Annotated in this window: 17 protein-coding genes; 10 read left to right on the top strand and 7 right to left on the bottom strand. The window is 68.3% G+C overall.

From position 1 onward, the window contains the following. Window positions 1-77: 77 nt before the first annotated feature. From C0V75_RS11995 to C0V75_RS11970, 6 genes are all read right to left on the bottom strand, one after another. Window positions 78-863 (bottom strand): Crp/Fnr family transcriptional regulator, encoded by a 786-nt coding sequence (locus tag C0V75_RS11995; protein WP_101921155.1) that lies wholly within the window; start codon window positions 861-863, stop codon window positions 78-80. Between the two features lie 90 nt (window positions 864-953). Then, window positions 954-1,745, bottom strand: a complete 792-nt coding sequence (locus C0V75_RS11990) for a 3-methyl-2-oxobutanoate hydroxymethyltransferase (RefSeq protein WP_101921154.1) — start codon at window positions 1,743-1,745, stop codon at window positions 954-956. Continuing rightward, window positions 1,742-2,824 carry a cytochrome P450 gene (locus tag C0V75_RS11985; protein ID WP_101921153.1) on the bottom strand — a complete coding sequence of 361 codons (1,083 nt, stop codon included), beginning with the start codon at window positions 2,822-2,824 and terminating at the stop codon, window positions 1,742-1,744. Before C0V75_RS11985 ends, C0V75_RS11990 begins: the two co-directional genes overlap by 4 nt. Beyond that, entirely contained in the window at window positions 2,821-3,150 is a 330-nt protein-coding gene (locus tag C0V75_RS11980; protein WP_216821445.1) for a 2Fe-2S iron-sulfur cluster-binding protein, read from the bottom strand. The genes C0V75_RS11985 and C0V75_RS11980 overlap by 4 nt, the downstream gene beginning before the upstream one ends. A gap of 83 nt (window positions 3,151-3,233) precedes the next feature. Further along, on the bottom strand, window positions 3,234-4,109 hold the full coding sequence (locus tag C0V75_RS11975; protein WP_101921152.1) for an AraC family transcriptional regulator: 876 nt from the start codon (window positions 4,107-4,109) through the stop codon (window positions 3,234-3,236). A gap of 143 nt (window positions 4,110-4,252) precedes the next feature. After that, complete coding sequence (locus C0V75_RS11970) at window positions 4,253-5,938, bottom strand: methyl-accepting chemotaxis protein (protein ID WP_158241834.1); 1,686 nt, start codon at window positions 5,936-5,938, stop codon at window positions 4,253-4,255. Between the two features lie 486 nt (window positions 5,939-6,424). Here C0V75_RS11970 and C0V75_RS11965 point away from each other — a divergent pair, with 486 nt between their 5' ends. The 10 genes from C0V75_RS11965 to C0V75_RS22980 all read left to right on the top strand — a co-directional run bounded on the left by C0V75_RS11965 (window position 6,425) and on the right by C0V75_RS22980 (window position 18,063). Next, window positions 6,425-8,710: a S8 family peptidase gene (locus C0V75_RS11965; RefSeq protein WP_101921150.1), complete on the top strand. Its 2,286-nt coding sequence runs from the start codon at window positions 6,425-6,427 to the stop codon at window positions 8,708-8,710. A gap of 184 nt (window positions 8,711-8,894) precedes the next feature. Continuing rightward, window positions 8,895-9,167 carry an STAS domain-containing protein gene (locus C0V75_RS11960; protein ID WP_101921149.1) on the top strand — a complete coding sequence of 91 codons (273 nt, stop codon included), beginning with the start codon at window positions 8,895-8,897 and terminating at the stop codon, window positions 9,165-9,167. Window positions 9,168-9,214: 47 nt separating this feature from the next. Next, window positions 9,215-9,580: a response regulator gene (locus tag C0V75_RS11955; RefSeq protein WP_101921147.1), complete on the top strand. Its 366-nt coding sequence runs from the start codon at window positions 9,215-9,217 to the stop codon at window positions 9,578-9,580. Then, window positions 9,580-11,628: a chemotaxis protein CheA gene (locus C0V75_RS11950; protein WP_254216451.1), complete on the top strand. Its 2,049-nt coding sequence runs from the start codon at window positions 9,580-9,582 to the stop codon at window positions 11,626-11,628. Before C0V75_RS11955 ends, C0V75_RS11950 begins: the two co-directional genes overlap by 1 nt. Then, window positions 11,625-12,104: a chemotaxis protein CheW gene (locus C0V75_RS11945; protein WP_101921144.1), complete on the top strand. Its 480-nt coding sequence runs from the start codon at window positions 11,625-11,627 to the stop codon at window positions 12,102-12,104. The genes C0V75_RS11950 and C0V75_RS11945 overlap by 4 nt, the downstream gene beginning before the upstream one ends. A gap of 22 nt (window positions 12,105-12,126) precedes the next feature. After that, a complete protein-coding gene (locus C0V75_RS11940) occupies window positions 12,127-13,791 on the top strand; it encodes a methyl-accepting chemotaxis protein (RefSeq protein WP_101921143.1) in 1,665 nt (554 codons plus the stop codon). Between the two features lie 9 nt (window positions 13,792-13,800). Next, window positions 13,801-14,301: a chemotaxis protein CheW gene (locus tag C0V75_RS11935; protein WP_173861067.1), complete on the top strand. Its 501-nt coding sequence runs from the start codon at window positions 13,801-13,803 to the stop codon at window positions 14,299-14,301. A gap of 90 nt (window positions 14,302-14,391) precedes the next feature. Then, window positions 14,392-15,231, top strand: a complete 840-nt coding sequence (locus C0V75_RS11930; RefSeq protein WP_254216450.1) for a protein-glutamate O-methyltransferase CheR — start codon at window positions 14,392-14,394, stop codon at window positions 15,229-15,231. Window position 15,232: 1 nt separating this feature from the next. Beyond that, a complete protein-coding gene (locus C0V75_RS11925) occupies window positions 15,233-16,345 on the top strand; it encodes a chemotaxis response regulator protein-glutamate methylesterase (RefSeq protein WP_101921142.1) in 1,113 nt (370 codons plus the stop codon). Beyond that, window positions 16,342-18,063 carry a hypothetical protein gene (locus C0V75_RS22980; RefSeq protein ID WP_158241833.1) on the top strand — a complete coding sequence of 574 codons (1,722 nt, stop codon included), beginning with the start codon at window positions 16,342-16,344 and terminating at the stop codon, window positions 18,061-18,063. The genes C0V75_RS11925 and C0V75_RS22980 overlap by 4 nt, the downstream gene beginning before the upstream one ends. 11 nt (window positions 18,064-18,074) lie before the next feature. Here the strand turns inward: C0V75_RS22980 and C0V75_RS11915 are convergent, their stop codons facing one another. Continuing rightward, window positions 18,075-18,860, bottom strand: coding sequence for an alpha/beta fold hydrolase (locus C0V75_RS11915; RefSeq protein ID WP_101921141.1), 786 nt, complete (start codon window positions 18,858-18,860; stop codon window positions 18,075-18,077). Window positions 18,861-18,918 lie beyond the last annotated feature (58 nt).

The raw sequence follows: 18,918 nt of genomic DNA, 5'->3' as shown, positions 1-18,918 counted from the left end.
ATTTAGTTGCAGATGTGAAAGATTTTGGGCAGCGCTGCGAAGCGGGGGCGGGCATGGCCTTGCGGAGCATGGCGGGGCTAGGGGTCCTGGCCTTCGGAGAGCGTGGTGAGGGTTGCCATGTCGCAGAGCCAGCCGTCGCCATCGCGGCGGATCGCCTTCAGGGCGATGAGCGTCTGGAAGGCCTGGCTGATCTTGGGGCGGGAGGCGCCCAGGATGGCGGCGACATCGCTCTGGTTCAGGCCGAGGGTCAGGCGGCGGAGGGGCGCGACCGGACCCTTGCCCTTTCTGAGGTCCGCGTTCTGATCCGCCGTCTGATCGGGCATCTGGGCGAGGCTGTGGAGCAGGAAGCGCACCAGCCGCGTCTGAAGGTCATAGAGGGCGATGGATTCCATCTGGAAATTGGTGCGGCGCAGATGGGCGGAGAGATGGCGCGCCATGGCGAGGCCCAGATCGGGGCGCTGGCTTGCGACGCTGTCGAAGCGGGCGCGGGAGAGGACGAGGCAGGTTGTCGCCTCGGCGGCGGTGGCATCGGCGGAGCGGGGTTCACCGTCGATCAGGGCCATCTCGCCCAGGATATCGCCGGGGCCGAGCCTGCGCAGGACGATTTCCCGGCCCTGCGGGGTGGAGAGGGCGAGGCGGATGCGGCCCGAGGTGAGGGCGAACATCTGGTCGCCCGCATCGCCGCGCGAAAAGATCAACCGACCGGCGGGCCAGCGTTCCTCGCGCATGCCCTGGGCGAGGGCGGTGCGGGTTTCGGGCGAGAGGGCGGAGAAGATCGGGAAGGCGCGCAGGCGGCTGGCAAGGCTGGCGGCGGGATCGGTGGCGCGGGCCCTGTCATCCGATGCTGTTCTGTCATCCGTCATCTGTGCGCCTGTCCCTGTTCGTCTGGCTGGAAGGTAGGGGCGGGGGCGGCTTGCGCCAACTGCGAAGTGCCGCCGGCGGCGAGGGCCGGGTCAGCCCTGCGGGCAGGCCTGAAGCCAGTCGGCGAAGCGGTCGAGTTCATCTGACGGGATGGCGACGGTCTCGGTTGCGGCGGGGAAGTCCCCGCCCCGTGCGGCGTCGCGGAAGGCGGTGAAGGCCGCGATGCGGCGGGTCTGGAGACGGGCATATTCGGCGGCGAAATCGTCGAAGGCGCGGGCATGGCGGGGGCGGCGGCCCGGTTCACCGAGGATGTCGCAGCCGAAGAGATAGTGGATGTCGGCCCCGGCGCCCGATCCGATGGAGACGGTGGAAAGCGTGGTGGCCTGCGTGATCAGCGCGGTGACGGGGGCGGCGAGGCATTCCAGCTCCACCATCACCGCCCCTGCGGATTCGAAAGCCTTTACTGCCTCGAACACCGCGCGGGCCTCGGCGGCGGTCTTGCCGAAGCCGCGCATTCCGGTGAGCCGGGCCTTGGGCGGCACCAGCCCGGCATGGGCGCAGACGGGGATGCCTTCGCGGGACAGCGCCTCGATGAAGCGGGGGGAGAGGGAGCAATAGACGGACTCGGCCCCGGCCTCCAGCGCGGCGAAGGCCTGTTTCAGGGCTTCGCCGCGGCTTGCCGCCTGGCCGTGGCGCAGCGAGAGGCAGAGATGGGTGTCGGGCGCGGCGGCGCGTATCCCGGACCAGCGGGCCGGATCGCCGTTCACCACGATGTCGATGCCGGCCTCGGCGGCGGCGGCGGCCTGATCGGCGTCGGCGACATTGATCTGGACGAGCTGGCGGTTGCCCTTGAGGGCGCGGATGTGATGGGCCTGAAGTTTCATGTCAGGCGGATGCGGAAGCGCGAGAAGCCGAGCCCGGTGGCATTTTCGCCGGGGGCTGGGGCGATGCCTTGCACGCGGCGGGCGATGGCGAGCAGGACGGTGCGGGACAGCAGCCGGGCATGGCCGGAGCCGGGGCAACTGTGCGGGCCGCTGCCGAAGCCGACATGCGGGTTGGGGCGGCGGTCGATCTGGAGGCGGTCGGGATCGGGGAAGATGTCGGGGTCGCGGTTGGCCTGGGCGAAGCAGAGCGCGAGGCGCTGGCCGGCGGCGATGGGCTGTCCGTCGAGATCGGTGTCATGGCGGCAGATGCGGCCGAGAAGCGGCAGGGGCGAGAGGTAGCGCACCAGTTCCTCGGTCGCGGTGGCGGCGAGGGCCGGATCGGCGCGCAGGCGGGCCAGCGCCTCGGGTGTCTGGGCGAGATGGGCGAGGCCGCCCGAGATGAGGCGGATCACGGTGTCGCGGCCACCGGCGAAGACGAGATGGGAATATCCCATCTGTTCGTCGCGCGTGAGGGGGCGACCGTCGATGCGGGCGTCGCGCAGGAAGGCGAAGAGGCTGTCGGGCCAGAGATCGGGGGCGCGGTCGAGGCAGCTTTGCAGATATTCGACCAGATGGCGGGCGCGGACGAGGTCATAGCCTGCCTCGGTGCGGAAGGCGTGCAGGCCCCATCCGATCCAGCGATCGGCCTCGGATTGCGGCATCCCGAGGAGATGGGCCAGGGCGCGCGATTGCAGCGGAAGGGCGAAGCCTTCGACCACTTCCACCTCTGGCGCGGCGAGGGCGCGGGTGACCATGTCATCGACCAGCGCCTCGATCCGGGCGGCATAGGCCGGATCGAGGGGTTTGTTGAAGAGGAACTGGATCAGCGACCGATAGCCGATATGGCGGGGCGGATCGGATTCGATGGGATATTGGCGGAAGTCGCGGGTCTGGTCTTCGGCGGGGATCTGGATGCGGCCGAGGGCATCGCTGCTGAAGCGGGACCAATCGCGGGCGACGGCGCGCAGGTCGCGATAGCCGGTGATCTGGACGATGTCATCGCCATCGACGGGGTCGCGCAGGACGGGGAAACGGGTCATGTCGCCTCCTCCTGGCGGGAGCCGGGCAGGGTGAAGGTCAGCCCGTCGGGCAGGGCGGCGAGGGAGATCTGGCAGGCGAGGCGGCTGTCGGGGGCGGCGCTGTCTTCGAAATCGAGGATGTTGCGTTCGTCCGTTGTGGCCGGGCCGAGATGGGCGAGCGCCTCGGGGCAGAGGCGGACATGGCAGGTGCCGCAGGCGCAGGCCCCGCCGCATTCGCCGACGATGCCCGGGATGCCGGCATTGCGGGCCAGTTCCATGAGGGTGCCGGTCTGGCCTTCGAGCCGGCGGGTGCTGCCATCGGGCAGGTGGAAGGTGAGGGCGGGCAAGCGGCATCTCCTCTGGTGCGGGTGCGGTCAGGATAGGCCGAAGAGGCGGGGAGGGATCAAGGAAAACGACTTTGGTGATCCGGTCATTCGTTTTCGTTTTTCTGCGCGGGGCCGGGGGGCAGGCCGGCGCGGCGGCGCCAGTCGCGGGGGGTGGTGCCGAAGCGGCGGGTGAAGAGGGTGGAGAAATGGGCCGCCGAGGAGAAGCCGAGGCCATAGGCGACCTGCGCGACATGGCCCGGATCGGTGAGAAGGTGCCGCGCGGCGAGGTTGAGGCGGTGCATCTGGAGATAGGCCGCGTATCCGAGGCCGATGGTGGCCTTGAACCGGCGCGAGAAGGTGGCGGGCGACAGGCGGGCGATGGCGGCGGCCTGGGCGAGGGATGGGGCCGTGCCGGGCGCGGCATGGATCGCGGCGAGGACGTCGCGCAGGCGATCGGGCGGGGCGGCGCGGTCGGGGAGGAGGGGTGCGGCCTTCGTGGCGCCATCGGCCAGAAGAATGAGGATCAGGTCGAGCAGGCGCTGCGCCTCGGCCATCCGGTCGGCGCTGCCCGCGATCCCGGCGAGCCAGGTGCAGAGCAGGTCGATCCGTGCGGCGATGTCGGGCGCGGGAGACAGGAGGGCGGGCCGGGCGAGGCTGCGGAAGGGCGGCTGGTGCAGGCGGCCTTCGATGAGGGCGGGGTCGAACTGGATCAGGACCCAATCGCGCGCCCCGGTGCCGGTGGCGAAGGCATGGACCTGCATCGGCGGCAGATAGACGGCCTGTCCATCGGCAAGGGGATGGGTCTGGCCGTCGAGGCGGATCTCGCCCGTCACCTTGCGGAACCAGACGAGTTCGGCCTGCGGGTGGAAATGGGGGACGGGGCGGAAGGCGGGGTTGCCCGCAGGGCAGCGGACGTGATCGGCCAGAAGGAAAGCGCCGGGGGCGGTGCGGATCAATTCGCAGGTGGCGGAGACGTCCATGGCGCATCCCTTCGGACCCGGATTGCCCGGTCCAGCCCTAGCAAGGCGGCGGGGCCGCAGGCAAGGGCGGGCTGCGGAAAAGCGGACGGGCGGCCACCGGGAAAGTGGCCGCCCGTCCTGAGGGGCGCGCGATGACGGAGGCGTCAGGCGGCCTTGTGGCGGGTGAAGCGGGTGTCGAGATCGTCGTTCCCGTCCAGATCGAAGGCGAAGCCGCCGCCATCTTCCTTGCCCAGGCTGCGGGCGGTCGAGGGCTTGCGTTCCGACCGGGGGGCCGGGGTGGTGGCTTCTGCGGCCGGGGCCGTTTCGGCAGCGGCCGGGGCGTCCTGCGCGGCATCGAGCTTGAAGAAGCCGATCACGTCTTGCAGGCGGCTGGACTGGCCGGCCAGTTCCCCGGCGGTGGACGCGATCTGTTCGGAGGCCGAGGTGTTCTGCTGCGTGACCTTGTCAAGCTGCTGCACCGCGATGTTGATCTGCGACGCGCCGGCATCCTGTTCGCTGGTGGCCGTGGAGATGGCCTTGATCAGGTCGGCGGTGCGCTGGATGTCGGGCACCAGTCGGGTCAGCATCCCGCCTGCCGTCTGGGCCGCGCGCACGGTTTCGCCCGAGAGGGACGAGATTTCCTGCGCGGCGGCCTGCGAGCGTTCGGCCAGCTTGCGCACCTCGGAGGCGACCACGGCGAAGCCGCGGCCATGTTCGCCCGCACGGGCCGCCTCGACCGCCGCGTTGAGGGCGAGGAGGTCGGTCTGGCGCGCGATTTCCTGCACGACGAGGATCTTCTCGGCGATGGTTTCCATCGCGGTGACGGCCTTGGTGACGGCCTCGCCGCTCTGGGCCGCGTCTTCGGCCGATTTGCGGGCGATGGATTCGGTTTCGATCGCGTTCTCGGCGTTCTGCTTGATCGTCGCGGCAAGCTGCTCGATCGCGGCGGAGGCTTCTTCGGTGGAGGAGGCCTGTTCGGTTGAGCCCTGGCTGAGCTGCTCTGCGGCGGCGGAAAGCTCCTGGCTGCCGCTGTCCACGTTGCGGGCGGCGGTGACGATGGTGGCGACCACTTCTTTCAGCTTCGTCACCATGTCGCGGGTGCCTGCGAGAAGGCTGTCCGTGTCGCCCTTGCGGGTCTTGACCTCGACATCGAGATTGCCGGCGACAAGCTCGCGCATCACCTCGCGGGCATAGTCCGGTTCGCCGCCGAGCGTGCGCAGGATGTTGCGCACCAGAAGGACGGCACAGCCGATGCCGAGGACGAGCGCGGCGGCGACAAAGCCGGCGACCACCATCTGTGCGGTGCTGTAGACAGTGTCGGAGGTCGCACGGGCTTCGGCGGCGCCCTTGGCGTTCATTTCGACAAGCGTCAGGGCATCCTTGCTCAGGCTGTCGAAAATCGTGGTCTGGTCGAGGAGGAAGCTGCGTCCCCCTGCCAGATCGCTGGAGCGCGAGATTTTGAGAAAGCGAGTGTTTTCGTCGATGTATTGGTTGATGCTGCCCGACATCATGCCGAAGATGGCCTCTTCCTGCTTGGAGGAAATCAGCCCTTTGTAGGTGTCCATATTCGCGGTGATCGAGGCTGCAATCTGTTCCATCTCCGCCTCGATGACCTGCTTTTCCTGCGGAGAGCGGGCGTTCAGGTGTTCGAACTGAAGCAGACGGTAATCTGACGTGGCTGTATTGATCGCGTTTGCGGTGTTGACGCTGGGCAGCCAGCTTTCCGTGATGACGCGGGTCTGATCCTTGATCAGGATCATCTGATACAGCGCGACGCCACCGAGGGCGGCGGTCAGGACCAGAAGCATGGTGAAGATCGCGCCAAGCTTGGCCTTCAGGGAGAGTTTCATCGGGCAATCCTTTCGACGGGGAGGGATGTGCTGCATCCTTCGGCGTCCATGGTGACAGAACAGCACGGGGTTAGAGGCTTAACGGAGGCTATCCGCGCGGGCCGGGTTGAAGGGGGGTGACTTTCGTAAGGCCGTGAAGGCGGGGCCCGATTGCAGAGATGCCCGCCCGCCGCGCGATGCGGCGGGGCATCCATCCGGGACCGCCCGGCGGAGGCGCAAGGCCCCGGCGGCAGCCCGGTCAGGGGTCGCCGCGTGGCCTATGGGGAGTACACAACTTGCGGTCATACAGGCTACCATGACTTGCAACCGGGATAACATTCCGGAGAGGTTAACGAGCGTTTCGTAAACTTCTTTAGCGGATGATCGCGGGCCGGAGGGGCGGCTTGCGGTTGCAAGGTCTGGTGGGGGGCTTTTTCCAGCGACAGGACGATTGGCACGGTTCTTGCGCCTTTGGCTACGCAATGGAAACTTGGGCGGGGCAGTCTGATGGCGGGATCGGCAGGGATGGGGCGGGGCGGACGGACGGTGCCGTCCCTTATGGCGCTGCTTCTTCTGTCGGCCTGCGGGGGCGGCGGTGGCGAAGGGGGCCTGGGTGCGGTCACGCAGTTCACGCTGAACCTGACCGGGTCTGCGCTGGCGCAGATGCAGACGGCGCTGGATGCGGCCTTCATCACCCCGGCGGAGATGCGGACCACCGCCTTTCAGACGCGGCTGGCCGTGGTCCGCAATGAACAGGCCTTTGTGTCGAACCTCTTCAGCGGGGTGAACGGGTTGAACAATGTCCGCCCCTTGCAGGCGAGCCGCCTTGACTGGGTGCGCGCGATCGACCGCGAGTCCGGGGTCACCGACGGGGTGGCCGACACGCCGGACGGCCTGCCCGACCTGACGGGGGCGGGCGTGGTGCTGGGGATGATCGACAGCCCTGTCCTTTCGACGCATGAGCAATTCGCCACCCAGGCGGGGAAATTCATCGCGGGCGGGGGCGGGGTCAACGATCCGGGGGATGAGCATGGCACCTTCGTCGCCTCGATCATGGCGGGGACGGGGGGCAGCGGCGCGCCTGCGCCGATCATGGGCTATGCGCCCGAGGCGCGGATCTATGCGGGGCAGATCTCCTATGCGCCGGGCGCGTCGCTGAATTACCTGTCGCTTGGCGCGATCATGGATGGGGCGCGGGCGGCGGGTGCGGTGGCGGTGAACAATTCCTGGACCGTGTCTTCGGGCGGCGTGCCTGCGACGGTGGCCAATTCCGGGATCACGACGATGGGGGCGAATTTCGCCACCTATCTGGCGGCGCTGCGGGATTATGTGGATCAGGGCGTGGTGGTCTTTGCCCAGTTCAACGACACCACCCAGACGAGTTCATCCTTTCTGGCCGGCTTGCCTGCCGAGGTGCCGGAACTGGAACAGGGCTGGCTGGCCGTGATCAATCTGGTGGCCAGCTATGACGTGGCAGCGGACCGGATCACGGCGGTCCGGCGGCGGTCGCTGGGCTGTCTGGAGGCGGCGCGCTGGTGCATCGGGGCGACCGGGTATCTGTATGGAGCGGATGTGGACAGCGACACGGATTATGCGGTGGGTTCGGGCACGTCCTATGCCGCGCCGCAGGTGACGGGGGCGCTGGGCCTGCTGGCGCAGGCCTTTCCGGGCCTGACCCCCGCGCAGTTGCGCAACCGGCTGCTGGCCAGCGCGGACAATTCCTTTTTCACCCCGACCCATGTTCTGGAATTCGTGCCGGGGGTGAGCCACGGCTATAACGAGGAATTCGGGCATGGCTTCCTGAATGTGCGGGATGCGCTGCTGCCCATCGGCGAGAGCGTGACGGCAACGGCGGCGGGCGTGGTGCTGCCGCTGGACGAGGTGACGCTGGCGGGGGGCGTGCTGGCCGGGGATGCGCTGGCGGCGGGGCTGGCGGGGGTGAACCTCGGCTTCCGCGACCAGATGGCGGGGAGTTTCGCAACCCCGATGGCGGGTTTCGTGGCGACGGCGGTGCCGGTCGATGTGGCGGCCGTGGCGATGACGGCCTGGAGCCGAGGGACGGAGGGGCGGCTGCTGACGGTGCCGGATGGCGCGGCGGTCAACGGATTGGCGCGGGTGCCGCTGCTGGAGGGCGAGGCGGGATGGCATCTGGCGGCGCTGACGGACGGGTCCGGGGCGCGGTCGGGCATCGCGCTGGGCCGCGACTGGGAGACGGGATCGGGGCGCGTCACCATGGAACTGTCGGCGATGCGTGGCACGGACGGGCTGTTCGGGATGGATCTGGGCGGATCGGGCGCGGCAGAGGCCGTGGCGGCGCGCATCGGCCTGCGGCAGGAGCTGGGGTCGGGGATCGAACTGGCGCTGGAGGGTGAGGTCGGGCGCATCGACCTGACGACCGGCGGGCTGGTGAGCGATGTCTCGGGGCTGGCCTATGCGCAGGCGGGTGTGGAACTGGCGCAGCGGTCGGTCTGGCGGCAGGGGGACCGGCTGTCGATCTTTGTCGAGACGCCGCTGGGGGCGGTGGACGGGGCGGCGCAGGTGACGGTGCCGACGCTGGCGGGGATGCAGGCCTCGGCCGTGGCGGCGGATGGCGCGGTGGCGGCCTCGGGCTTTGACACTGTGGACCTGTCCCTGGTGCCGCAGGCGCGCGAAGTGAATTTCGGCGTGGAATATGCCCTGCCCCTGTCGGAGCGGGGCGAGATGATCCTGGGCTGGACCCTGCGGCGCAATGCCGGGCATGTGGCCGGGCAGACCGATCAGGTCGCGGCGCTGGGCTGGCGGCTGCGGTTCTGAGGTGCGATCCCATCCTTCTGTCGAGGCGGGCACAGACTTTCGCAGGTCGCTGCCCCATTTGCGCGGCGCGTCTGGCGGGGCTGCGGGTTCCTGCGGCTAACACTCTTGCCTGACCTGTCGTCCTGATGCGTGAAGGTCGCCCCGCCAAAGGTGCGGGGCTCTGGCAGCAGGACAGAGGGAAGCCATGGCAATCAAGAGCAAGGAACTGTCCGGCGATCTGCGCGCAGGCGCAGCCGCCGAATTGCGCGACGAGCTGGCGGCGGCGCTGGCGAAGGGAAGCCTTCGCATCAAGACGGCCGGGCTGACGGCGGTGGATGCCTCGATCATCCAGGTGCTTGTGGCGGCGCGGGCGACGGCGGCGCAGATGGACCGGAAATTGCAGATCGACATGCCGGAGGATGGCGTGCTGGCGGCGATGCTGGACCGGCTGGCGATGGGCAAGGCCCTTTCGGCCTGAGGGCCGGTGATCGTTGCGAAGAATTGTAGTGAGGAAAGTGCAGCAAGATGCCCAAGACAGTATTGACCGTCGATGACTCGCCGTCGATCCGCAGGATGATCGCGATGACCTTGCAGGAGGCAGGCTATGATGTCGTCGAGGCGGTGGATGGACAGGACGGCCTGAACAAGGCGCTGGCCCAGCCGATGGATGCCATCATCACCGACCAGAACATGCCCAATCTTGACGGGCTCGGGTTCATCCGGGCGCTGCGGCAGCACCCCCAGGGCAAGGGCGTGCCGATCGTGGTGCTTTCGACTGACTCTGCCGAAGACCTCAAGGCGCAGGCGCGCGATGCCGGGGCGCTGGGCTGGATGGTGAAGCCTTTCACGCAGGACAAGCTTTTGGCTGTTATCAAGAAGGTTCTGGGCTGATGATGGATGACATGACGGCGATCTTCCGCGAGGAAGTGCGTGATCTTCTGGAGAGCCTGGAACGCGGGCTTCTGGACCTGAAATCGCGGCCCGAGGATATGGGGCTGGTCAACCAGGTCTTTCGCGATCTGCATACGGTGAAGGGCAGCGGCGCGATGTTCGGTTTCTCCGAACTGGCCGCCTTCATCCATGAGTTCGAGACGGTCTTCGATCAGGTCCGTTCGGGCAATCTGGCGATTGGTCCCGAACTTCTGCGCCTTGCGCTGGCGGCGAAGGACGAGATCCCCGGCCTGGTGGAGGGCGAGGCCGATCCCGAGGGGCGGCGTGTGGCCATCCTGTCGGGCTTGCAGGGCCTGCTGGGCGGCGGGCCGGTCGCGGCGGAGGCCGAGGTCGCTGCGGCCCCGGCCGAGGCGGGTGCCGGCGAGGCGGATGCGGGCGAGGCGGTTGCGGCCGGCGAGGGTGTGATGCGGCTGAGCTTCCGGCTGAGTGGCGCGGCGCTGGCGATGGGCGCACGGCCCGAGATCGTGCTGGACGAATTGCGCGGTCTGGGCGCGGTGGCGGTCGAGGCCGATCTGGCCGATGTGCCGCCGCTGGACCGGCTGGATGTGGAAGCCTGCGCGATCGGCTGGAAGATGGTGCTGCCCGCCTCGGTGACGGCGGCGCAGGTGGAGGAAGTGTTCCTCTTCGTCGATGCCGAATGGTCGCTGGAAGGCGCCGCGACGGAGGCGGCCCCGGCGGTTGCCGAGGCCGCGCCGGTGGCGGCGGCCAAGGCGGCTCCGGTTGCGGCGGGTGCCGTGGTGAAGCCGGAGGTGAAGGTCGAGGCGAAGGTCGAGACCAAGTCGGACGCGAAGTCCGACGCGGGTGCGACGATCCGGGTTCCGGCCGAGCGGCTGGATGCGCTGATGGATGCGGTGGGCGAACTGGTGACGGCGGAGGCGCGGCTGACGCAATTGGCGCGCGACCTGCGCGACCCGGCGCTGATCGCCACGGCGGAGCAGATCACCCGTCTGGCGGGTGGCCTGCGCGATGCGACGATGACGATGCGCATGGTGCCGATGCGGTCTCTGGTCGGGCGGTTCCGTCGCCTTGTGCTCGACCTGTCGGACAAGCTGGGCAAGCCGGTGGAATTCCGGGTGACCGGCGAGGATACCGAACTTGACAAGACGGTGATCGAGAAGCTGGCCGATCCTCTGGTCCATGTGCTGCGCAACGCGCTGGATCACGGGATGGAACTGCCCGATGCGCGCGTCGCGGCGGGCAAGCCGCGCGAAGGTCTGGTGGAACTGGTCGCCGAACATGCGGGGGCCGAGGTCCTGATCAAGGTGCGCGACGACGGCAAGGGGATGGACCCTGCGAAGCTGCGCGAGAAGGCGATTGCCAAGGGGATCATCACGCCCGAGGCGCAGATGACCGAGGCGCAGATCTTCGCGCTGATCTTCGAGCCGGGCTTTTCCACCGCCGAGGCCGTGACCGACTTGTCGGGGCGCGGCGTGGGGATGGATGTGGTGCGCCGGACCATCGACGCGCTGCGCGGGACGATCCAGATCGACAGCGCGCTGGGACGCGGGACCACGGTCACGCTGCGCCTGCCGCTGACGCTGGCCATCATCGAAGGGCTTCAGATCGAAGTGGCGGGCGAGCAGTACATCCTGCCCATGCCGAACGTGCAGGAGATCGTGGAACTGCCGCCCGAGAAGGTGGAGCCGAGCCGGACCGAGGATTTCCTCGATGTGCGCGGCGGGTTCGTGCCCTTCCTGCGGCTGCGCCAGTTGTTCGACTGCGCGGGCGAACCGGGGCCGGGGCAGAATGTGGTGATCGTGCGCGCGGGCGACGCGCGGGTGGGCATCGTGGTGGACCGGATCATCGGCACCAACCAGACGGTGATCAAGCAGATGTCGAAGCTGCATTCCGGGGTGCGCGCCCTGTCGGGGGCGACGCTTCTGGGCAACGGGTCCATCGCGCTGATCCTCGACGTGGGGCACCTCGTGGGGATGTCGCGGCAGCAGGGTGAGGCGCCGCAGGCGGCGCGGCAGGAGGTTCTGGCATGACGATCCATCATCTGAAGGAAGACCGGCAGATCACGCTGGTGACGCTGTCCCTGGGCAAGCAGGTGCTGGCCATCCCGGCCGTGCGGCTTCGCGAGATCCTGGACCCGATGCCGGTGACGCGGGTGCCGGGGGCGGGGCCTCTGGTGCCGGCCGTGCTGAACGTGCGGGGGACGGTTGTGCCGCTGGCCAACCTCAAGCAGGTGCTGCGCATTCCCGAGACCGAGGCGGATGACCGCCGCCGCATCCTGGTGCTGGATGTGACGATTGCGGGCGAGCCTGCGGTCGTCGCGATGGAGGCCGATGCGGTGCATGAGGTGGCCACCATCGAGACCGCGATCATCGAACCCGTTCCGGCGACGGCCAGCGCCTGGCCGCCGGAATACCTGACCGGGCTTTACAGGGGAGGGGCGGGGTTCGTGCTGATGCCCGACCTCGACCAGATCCTTTCCGCATTGGCACAGAGGCCAATGGCCTAACGCTCTGAAGGAGCATCAAGAAATGAGACTGACGATCAAGACCAAGCTGGCGGCGACCTTCGCCCTTGTCTTTGCGCTTTGGGGCGCATCGACGGGTATGGCCGTCATGTATCTGGGCGGTGCGAATGACCGCTACGCCGAGACGGTGAACCGCGACATCACGCGGTTGCTTGAGGTCGAGGACATTGTGACGGAAAAGCTCATGGTGCGGCAGAATGTGGGGCTGGTTCTGATCGGGCTGCCGGATGCGCCGCCGAACCATATTCCGGATCTGGTCGCGGCGGTGGATGCCGGGGCGGCGCGGGTGGATGAACTGATTGCCGATCTGCGGTCGCAGACGACCCGCGAGGACATCTTCGCCAAGATCGACGAGTTCGAGGCGCTGCACAAGGCCGCCTATGCGATGAACAAGGAGATCATCGCCCTTGAGCTGGCGGGCAATGGCGATCAGGCCAACACGCTCTATCACAAGGACCTGGACGTGATCGGGGACAACATCGTCCGCGTTCTGGGCGAGTTGCGGACGATCATCCGCGGCATTGCGACGGAGAACGAGGACCTGACGAATGCGGAATATGCTTCGGCCCGGACCGTGATGATCGCGCTGTTCGCGGCGTCTGCCGTCGTGTCTGCGGCGGCGGCGTTCTGGATCATGCGCGGGCTGTCGCGCGGGTTGAAAGAGTCGGTCGAACTGGCGTCGTCGATTGCCGAGGGCGATCTGCGCAAGACGGCGGACCTGCGCAGCAATGACGAGATTGCCGATCTGCTGAAGGCGCAGAACGAGATGGTGGTGAAGCTGCGCGACGTCGTGGCCCGCGTGAACCAGTCGGCGCGCAATGTGGCGTCGGGGTCCACGCAGATGGCCTCGACCTCGCAGGAACTGAGCCAGGGCGCGACGGAGCAGGCTTCGTCCACCGAAGAGGCGTCGTCGGCGGTGGAGCAGATGGCGGCGAACATCAAGCAGAGCGCCGAGAATGCGACCATCACCGAGAAGATGGCGGTGAAGTCGGCCGAGGATGCGCGGGCCAGCGGCAAGGCCGTGGCGGAAGCCGTGCAGGCGATGCAGACCATCGCGGACCGGATCATGATCGTGCAGGAAATCGCGCGGCAGACCGACCTTCTGGCGCTGAATGCGGCGGTGGAAGCGGCGCGGGCGGGCGAGCACGGCCGCGGCTTCGCGGTGGTGGCGGCCGAGGTGCGCAAGCTGGCCGAACGCAGCCAGACGGCGGCGGCGGAAATCTCGTCCCTGTCGGCCAGCACGGTGCGCACGGCGGCCAGCGCGGGCGAAATGCTTCAGGGACTGGTGCCGGACATCGAGAAGACCTCGGCGCTGGTGACCGAGATTTCCACCGCCTCGCGCGAACTGGCGACCGGTTCGTCGCAGATCAGCCTGTCGATCCAGCAGCTCGACAAGGTCACGCAGGAGAACACCTCGGCCTCGGAAGAGCTGTCGTCCAGCGCGACGGAGTTGGCGAGCCAGGCCGAGATGCTGGCCGAGGCGATCGCGTTCTTCCGCACGGGCGAAGAGGCCGGGCGCAGCGCGGTGACGGCCAAGGCCCCTGTCGAGGCGCGGCCTGCGGCACGGGCCAAGGCGGCGGCACCGGTCGAGGGTGGGTTCGATTTCGATCTGGGCCATGAGTCGGCCGATGATCTGGATGCTAGATTCAAGCGCCGCGATGCGGCCTGAGGAGGGAAGATGAGCGAGAGCGCGACTGTCGTTACCTTCGTTGCCGATGAGGCGCTGTATGCGGTGCCTGTCGGTCGGGTGCAGGAAATTCTGGACCTGCGCCCGGTGGCCCCGCTGCCGAGCACCCCGGCCTATCTTCTGGGGGTGATCGACCTGAGGGGGGCCAATGTCCCGGTGGTGGACCTGCGCCGCCTGCTGGGGCGCCCGGACACCGAGGATACGGCGCAGAGCCGTATCCTTGTGGTGCAGGTCGCCCATGAGGGCGTGCAGATCGTCCTGGGCATCAAGACCGACCGGGTGATCGAGGTGACGGCCCTGGACGAGCCGGAGCTGAAGCCGCTGGCGGAGGCGGAACTGCTGCGCTGGACAGGCAGCGCGGTGGCCGGCATCGCGCGCTGCCGCGGTGCGGTGGTGAGCGTGCTTGATCTGGACCGGCTGTTTGCCAAGCCCGACATCGTGGCCGCGGCGGGCGGGGGCACCCGCGCCGAACTGGACAGCGTGGCGGCCTGAGCCCTGCGTTCTGCCCGAACTGCCCCCCGGCCTGTCCGGGGGGCGACAGCGCCACGGCCGTAACGGCCCAGACCAGATGAGAATGGGGCTATGCTGAGTGAGAATGTTCAACAGGCCAGCGACCGGTTTCGCGACCTGATCCGGTCGATCACGGGGATCAGCCTGCCCCCGCACAAGGTGCAGATGATCGACCAGCGGTTGCGGCGTCGCGTCGTGGCCTTCGGCTTGCCGGATACGGAAGCCTATCTGTCGCAGCTTCTTGCCGGGGCGCTGCCCAAGGACGAGCTGGGACAGGTCATCGACCTGATCACCACCAATACTACGAGCTTTTTCCGCGAGGCGGAGCATTTCACCTTCCTGACCGATGTGGTCCTGGCCGAGAAGATGGCGCAGGTCCGGGCCGGTGCGTCCGCGCGGTTCAAGCTGTGGTCGGCGGCGGCGTCGGAAGGGGCGGAGGCCTATACGGCGGCGATGGTGCTGGAAGAGGCGCGGCGGGCCGGGAAGGGCTGCGACTGGGCGATCCTCGGCACCGATCTGAGCCAGCGGATGGTGGAGCGGGCGCAGGCGGCGATCTATGCCAATGATCAGTTGACCACGGTGCCGCAGGCCTTGCAGCGGCGGTATTTCCTGACGTCGGACGATCCCAGTGTCGCGGGAAAGTCGCGGGTGGTGCCGGAGCTGCGCCGCAATGTGCGGTTCCGCCACCTGAACCTGATGGACAAGCGGTATCCTGTCGATCGCGATGTCGATGTGGTGATGCTGCGCAACATCCTGATCTATTTCGATCAGGCGGACAAGGAGGGGGTGGTGGACCGGCTGACCGGGCATCTGCTGCCCGGTGGTTACCTGATCGTCGGTCATGCCGAAAGCATGGTGGTGCGGCACCCCATGCTGCGGCAGGTCCGCCCCACGATTTTCAAGAAGGTGTGACATGCCCCTGAAATCATCGGAAACGGCTAAGGTCCTTATCGTGGACGACAGCGCGTCGGCGCGGGCGATGCTGCGGGCGATCGTCGAAAGCGATCCGGGGCTTTCGGTGATGGCCATGTGCATTGATGCCTTCGAGGCGGCCAAGGTGATGCGCGACGGGCTGCCTGACGTGATCCTGCTGGACCTGGAACTGCCGGGCATGGACGGGATGACCTTCCTGAAGAAGATCATGGCGCAGAAGCCGCTGCCGGTGGTGATCTGTTCGGGGCTGACGGCGCGCGGGTCGGACCAGAGCATCGCGGCGCTGGAGGCGGGCGCGGTGGACGTGATCCTGAAGCCTTCGGCCGGGGATGAACGGGCGCGGGCCGAGGCGCAGGTGCGCATCTGCGATGCGCTGCGTGCGGCGGCGCAGACGCGGGGCGGACGCGCGGGCCTGCTGCCCGGAGCGCTGCGGGCGCCGGGGCCGAAGCTGACGGCGGACGAGATCCTGCCGCCGCCGAACCTTTCGCGCCCGGTGCCGACGACGGAGCCCATCGTCTGTATCGGCGCCTCGACCGGGGGGACCGAGGCGCTGCGGCAGGTGCTGGTGGCCTTGCCGCCGGATGCGCCGGCGATCTGCATCGTCCAGCACATGCCCGCCGGTTTCACCGCCGCTTTCGCGCGGCGGCTGGACGGGCTGTGCAAGGTGAAGGTTTCGGAAGCGGTGGATGGTGCCTCGGTCGGACAGGGCGAGGTGCTGATTGCACCGGGCGACCAGCATATGGTGCTGCGCCGGTTGACGGGCGGGTATCGCGTGTCGGTCGTGCAGGGGCCCTATGTCAGCCGTCACCGCCCCTCGGTCGATGTGCTGTTCCGGTCGGCGGCTGGAGCGGCGGGGGCCAATGCCCTGGGCGTCATCCTGACGGGGATGGGCGATGACGGAGCGCGCTGCCTGGGCGAGATGAAGGCGGCCGGATGCACGACCATCGCGCAGGACGAGGCGAGTTCGGTGGTTTACGGAATGCCGCGCGAGGCGGTGCGGATGGGCAGTGCGGGGCAGACCCTGCCCCTCGACAAGATGGCGGCTGCGATCATGAATTTCGCCCGCCGCCACAGGGCAGGAGTGCAGGCATGACGATCGCGACCCCCATCCCGACCCCGAAGCTGCGCCAGCCGCTGGCCGACCCTCTGGAAGGGGTGCTGCGGATCAGCGAGGAGACCTTCGTCCAGGCGGGCGATGCCCTTTCGGGGGCCGTGGAGATCCTGCGCGGGACCGAGCAGCTTTTCGCCCGTCTGGACGTGACGCTGGGCGATGAGACGAGCGCGCAGCTTGCCTCGCTGATCGAGGAGACCTTTGCCAATGTGGAGGTGATCCGGGCCGATTTCGACATGTTCAGCCGCGATGCCGAGGCGCTGCGCGGCGCGGTGCGCAGCGTGCGGGTGGAGGTGAACGAACTGGACCGCGTGGTGCGGACCATTTCCAACGTGTCGATCAATGCGCGCATCCAGGGCAACGGGCTGGTGCCGCCGCGGCCGCAGGTGAATTCCTTCATCGAGCGGCTGGCGGTGATGGCCTCGGAGGCCGAAAGCATCCTGACCGAGGTGAAGGATGCGATGGTGGGGATCGGGCATGACACCGGGGCGATGGAAGCCTCGTTGCAGGAATTGCGGCAGGAACTGATGCTGCATGTCCTGCCGCGGCTGACGCGCTTTGCCGCCATCGCGCAATCGGTGCAGGATGGCCGGGCCGAGATGACGCGGATGAGTGCCGATCTGGCGACGCGGATGCGCACCGTCTTTTCGGAAGTGTCGCGGATGATCATGGCCTTGCAGACCGGCGACAGCACGCGGCAGCGGCTGGATCGGGTGCGCGAGGTGCTGGCCGAGGCGTCCATGGTGCCCGGATCGGGGCTGGAGGCGGTGCTGGTCGATCTGGCGCGGGCGCTTTCGGCGGCGGCGCGGGAGGATGCGGAGTCCGAGGTCGGCGTGTCGGTCACGGCACTTGCGGCGGTGCGGTCGAGCGCCGAGCAGGCGATGCAGGCGGCGCGGAGCTTTTACTTCGCCAAGGCCGGGCGCAATGGCGCAGGAACGGCGGCGGATGGCACGTCGGGGGATGCCGAGGCGCTGTCGGCCAGTCTGGCGCGGGTGCGGCGGAACCTTTCGGTGATGCGCGCAAGGGCGGAAGAGTTGCGCGGGCGGCTGGACCTGATCCTGAAGCACGAGGCGACGATCCGGCAGATCGCGCAGCAGGTGCGTCTGTCGGGGCTGAACGCCGTGCTGATCTGCGCCAAGCTGGGCGAGGAGGGGCGGTCGCTGCGGGAATTGGCGCAATGGCTGCGGACCTTGACCGATGAGAGCGATGCCATCGTGCAGCGGTTGCAGGGCAATCTGGCCGAGACGCGAAACCGCACCCGCGAGGCCGGTCAGGCCGGGGTGGACCGTCTGGAAGGGGCGCTGTCGGGATTCATCGGCGATGCCGAGGCGCTGAACGAGGCGATGGGCCAGATCGACCGGGTTGTCAGCGACACGGCGCGCGGCTTCGATGCGGGCGGCAAGGCGCTGCCCCTCAAGCTGGGTCAGGCGGCGGAGCGGCTGGAGACCTTCCGGCGGGCGCTGGATGATCTGGCGAAGCTGGAAAGCAGCCTTCTGCTGCGGCGGATGATGCTGGCCGATCCGGTGCTGCCCATGGTCGAAGGCACGCATGAGGCCGAGGTTCTGGCCCGCCAGCGGGCCCGCTATACGATGCAGGCGGAGCGGGCGATCCATGACGGGGTGATCGGGGCAGGCCTTGCCCCCGTGGTGGCGCCGCAGGAGGCCGTGGCGGAGGAAACGCTGGACGACATCCTGTTCTGAGCTGTGCCGCGTCAGGCCCGATCGGGCGCGTCGAGGAAGACGCGCACCGTTTCCTCGAATTCGCGGGGCTTTTCGGCATGAAGCCAGTGGCCCGCATCGGGGATGCGGGCAAAGCGGGCGGCGGGGAAATGGGCGCGGATCCTGTCGCGGTGTTCGGGCCGCACGTAATGGCTTTGCGCGCCGGTCAGGAAGAGGGTGGGGCGGTCGAACTGGCCCGTTGTGCCGGGCCAGCCGACGATATGGGGCATCTCGGCCTCCAGCACATCGAGATTGAGCCGCCAGCGCGGCCCGCCTTCGGCCTTGAGGTCCAGCGATTGCAGGAAGAATGCCCGCAGCGCCGGGTCTTCGACCGTGGCGGCGAGGCGGCGGTCTGCTTCGGCCCGTGAGGTGAGATCGGCCAGATCGAGTGCGCGCATCGCGTCGATATGGCGGGTCTGGTCATGCGTATAGGCGACCGGGGCGATGTCGGCGACGACGAGGCGGCGGACGAGGTCGGGCTGGGTCAGGGCAAGCTGCATTGCGGCCTTGCCACCCATGGAATGGCCCAGAAGATCGGCGGGCGCGCCGATATGGCGGATCACCTCGGCCAGGTCGGCGGCGAGGTCGGGATAGCGGTGGGACGCTGCGCGGGGGCTGTCGCCGTGATTGCGCATGTCCACGGCGAAGACCGCGCGGCGGTCGGCAAGGCGGCGGGCGATCACACCCCAGTTGCGGCCCGATCCGAAGAGGCCATGGGCGATGACGAGGGGCGGCTTCTCGGCGGTTTCGGCGGCGGGGTGATGGATCAGGTTCAGCATTGTTTCCAATTGGTGACAGGGTCGTTTCCGCCCCTTGGCATTGTTCCGCCGCAATCAG

It is taken from the genome of Tabrizicola sp. TH137 (assembly GCF_002855575.1).
GTDB lineage: Bacteria > Pseudomonadota > Alphaproteobacteria > Rhodobacterales > Rhodobacteraceae > Paragemmobacter.
The sequence above is the reverse complement of the archived record's forward strand: the minus strand, read 5'-3'. Positions and strand labels throughout refer to the sequence as shown.

Bases quoted from the DNA above. Each gene is read 5' to 3' on its own strand.
- C0V75_RS11995 (WP_101921155.1), bottom strand. From the start codon at position 863: ATGACGGATGACAGAACAGCATCGGATGACAGGGCCCGCGCCACCGAT.
- C0V75_RS11990 (WP_101921154.1), bottom strand. From the start codon at position 1,745: ATGAAACTTCAGGCCCATCACATCCGCGCCCTCAAGGGCAACCGCCAG.
- C0V75_RS11985 (WP_101921153.1), bottom strand. From the start codon at position 2,824: ATGACCCGTTTCCCCGTCCTGCGCGACCCCGTCGATGGCGATGACATC.
- C0V75_RS11975 (WP_101921152.1), bottom strand. From the start codon at position 4,109: ATGGACGTCTCCGCCACCTGCGAATTGATCCGCACCGCCCCCGGCGCT.
- C0V75_RS11970 (WP_158241834.1), bottom strand. From the start codon at position 5,938: ATGAAACTCTCCCTGAAGGCCAAGCTTGGCGCGATCTTCACCATGCTT.
- C0V75_RS11965 (WP_101921150.1), top strand. From the start codon at position 6,425: ATGGCGGGATCGGCAGGGATGGGGCGGGGCGGACGGACGGTGCCGTCC.
- C0V75_RS11960 (WP_101921149.1), top strand. From the start codon at position 8,895: ATGGCAATCAAGAGCAAGGAACTGTCCGGCGATCTGCGCGCAGGCGCA.
- C0V75_RS11955 (WP_101921147.1), top strand. From the start codon at position 9,215: ATGCCCAAGACAGTATTGACCGTCGATGACTCGCCGTCGATCCGCAGG.
- C0V75_RS11950 (WP_254216451.1), top strand. From the start codon at position 9,580: ATGATGGATGACATGACGGCGATCTTCCGCGAGGAAGTGCGTGATCTT.
- C0V75_RS11945 (WP_101921144.1), top strand. From the start codon at position 11,625: ATGACGATCCATCATCTGAAGGAAGACCGGCAGATCACGCTGGTGACG.
- C0V75_RS11940 (WP_101921143.1), top strand. From the start codon at position 12,127: ATGAGACTGACGATCAAGACCAAGCTGGCGGCGACCTTCGCCCTTGTC.
- C0V75_RS11935 (WP_173861067.1), top strand. From the start codon at position 13,801: ATGAGCGAGAGCGCGACTGTCGTTACCTTCGTTGCCGATGAGGCGCTG.
- C0V75_RS11930 (WP_254216450.1), top strand. From the start codon at position 14,392: ATGCTGAGTGAGAATGTTCAACAGGCCAGCGACCGGTTTCGCGACCTG.
- C0V75_RS11925 (WP_101921142.1), top strand. From the start codon at position 15,233: ATGCCCCTGAAATCATCGGAAACGGCTAAGGTCCTTATCGTGGACGAC.
- C0V75_RS22980 (WP_158241833.1), top strand. From the start codon at position 16,342: ATGACGATCGCGACCCCCATCCCGACCCCGAAGCTGCGCCAGCCGCTG.
- C0V75_RS11915 (WP_101921141.1), bottom strand. From the start codon at position 18,860: ATGCTGAACCTGATCCATCACCCCGCCGCCGAAACCGCCGAGAAGCCG.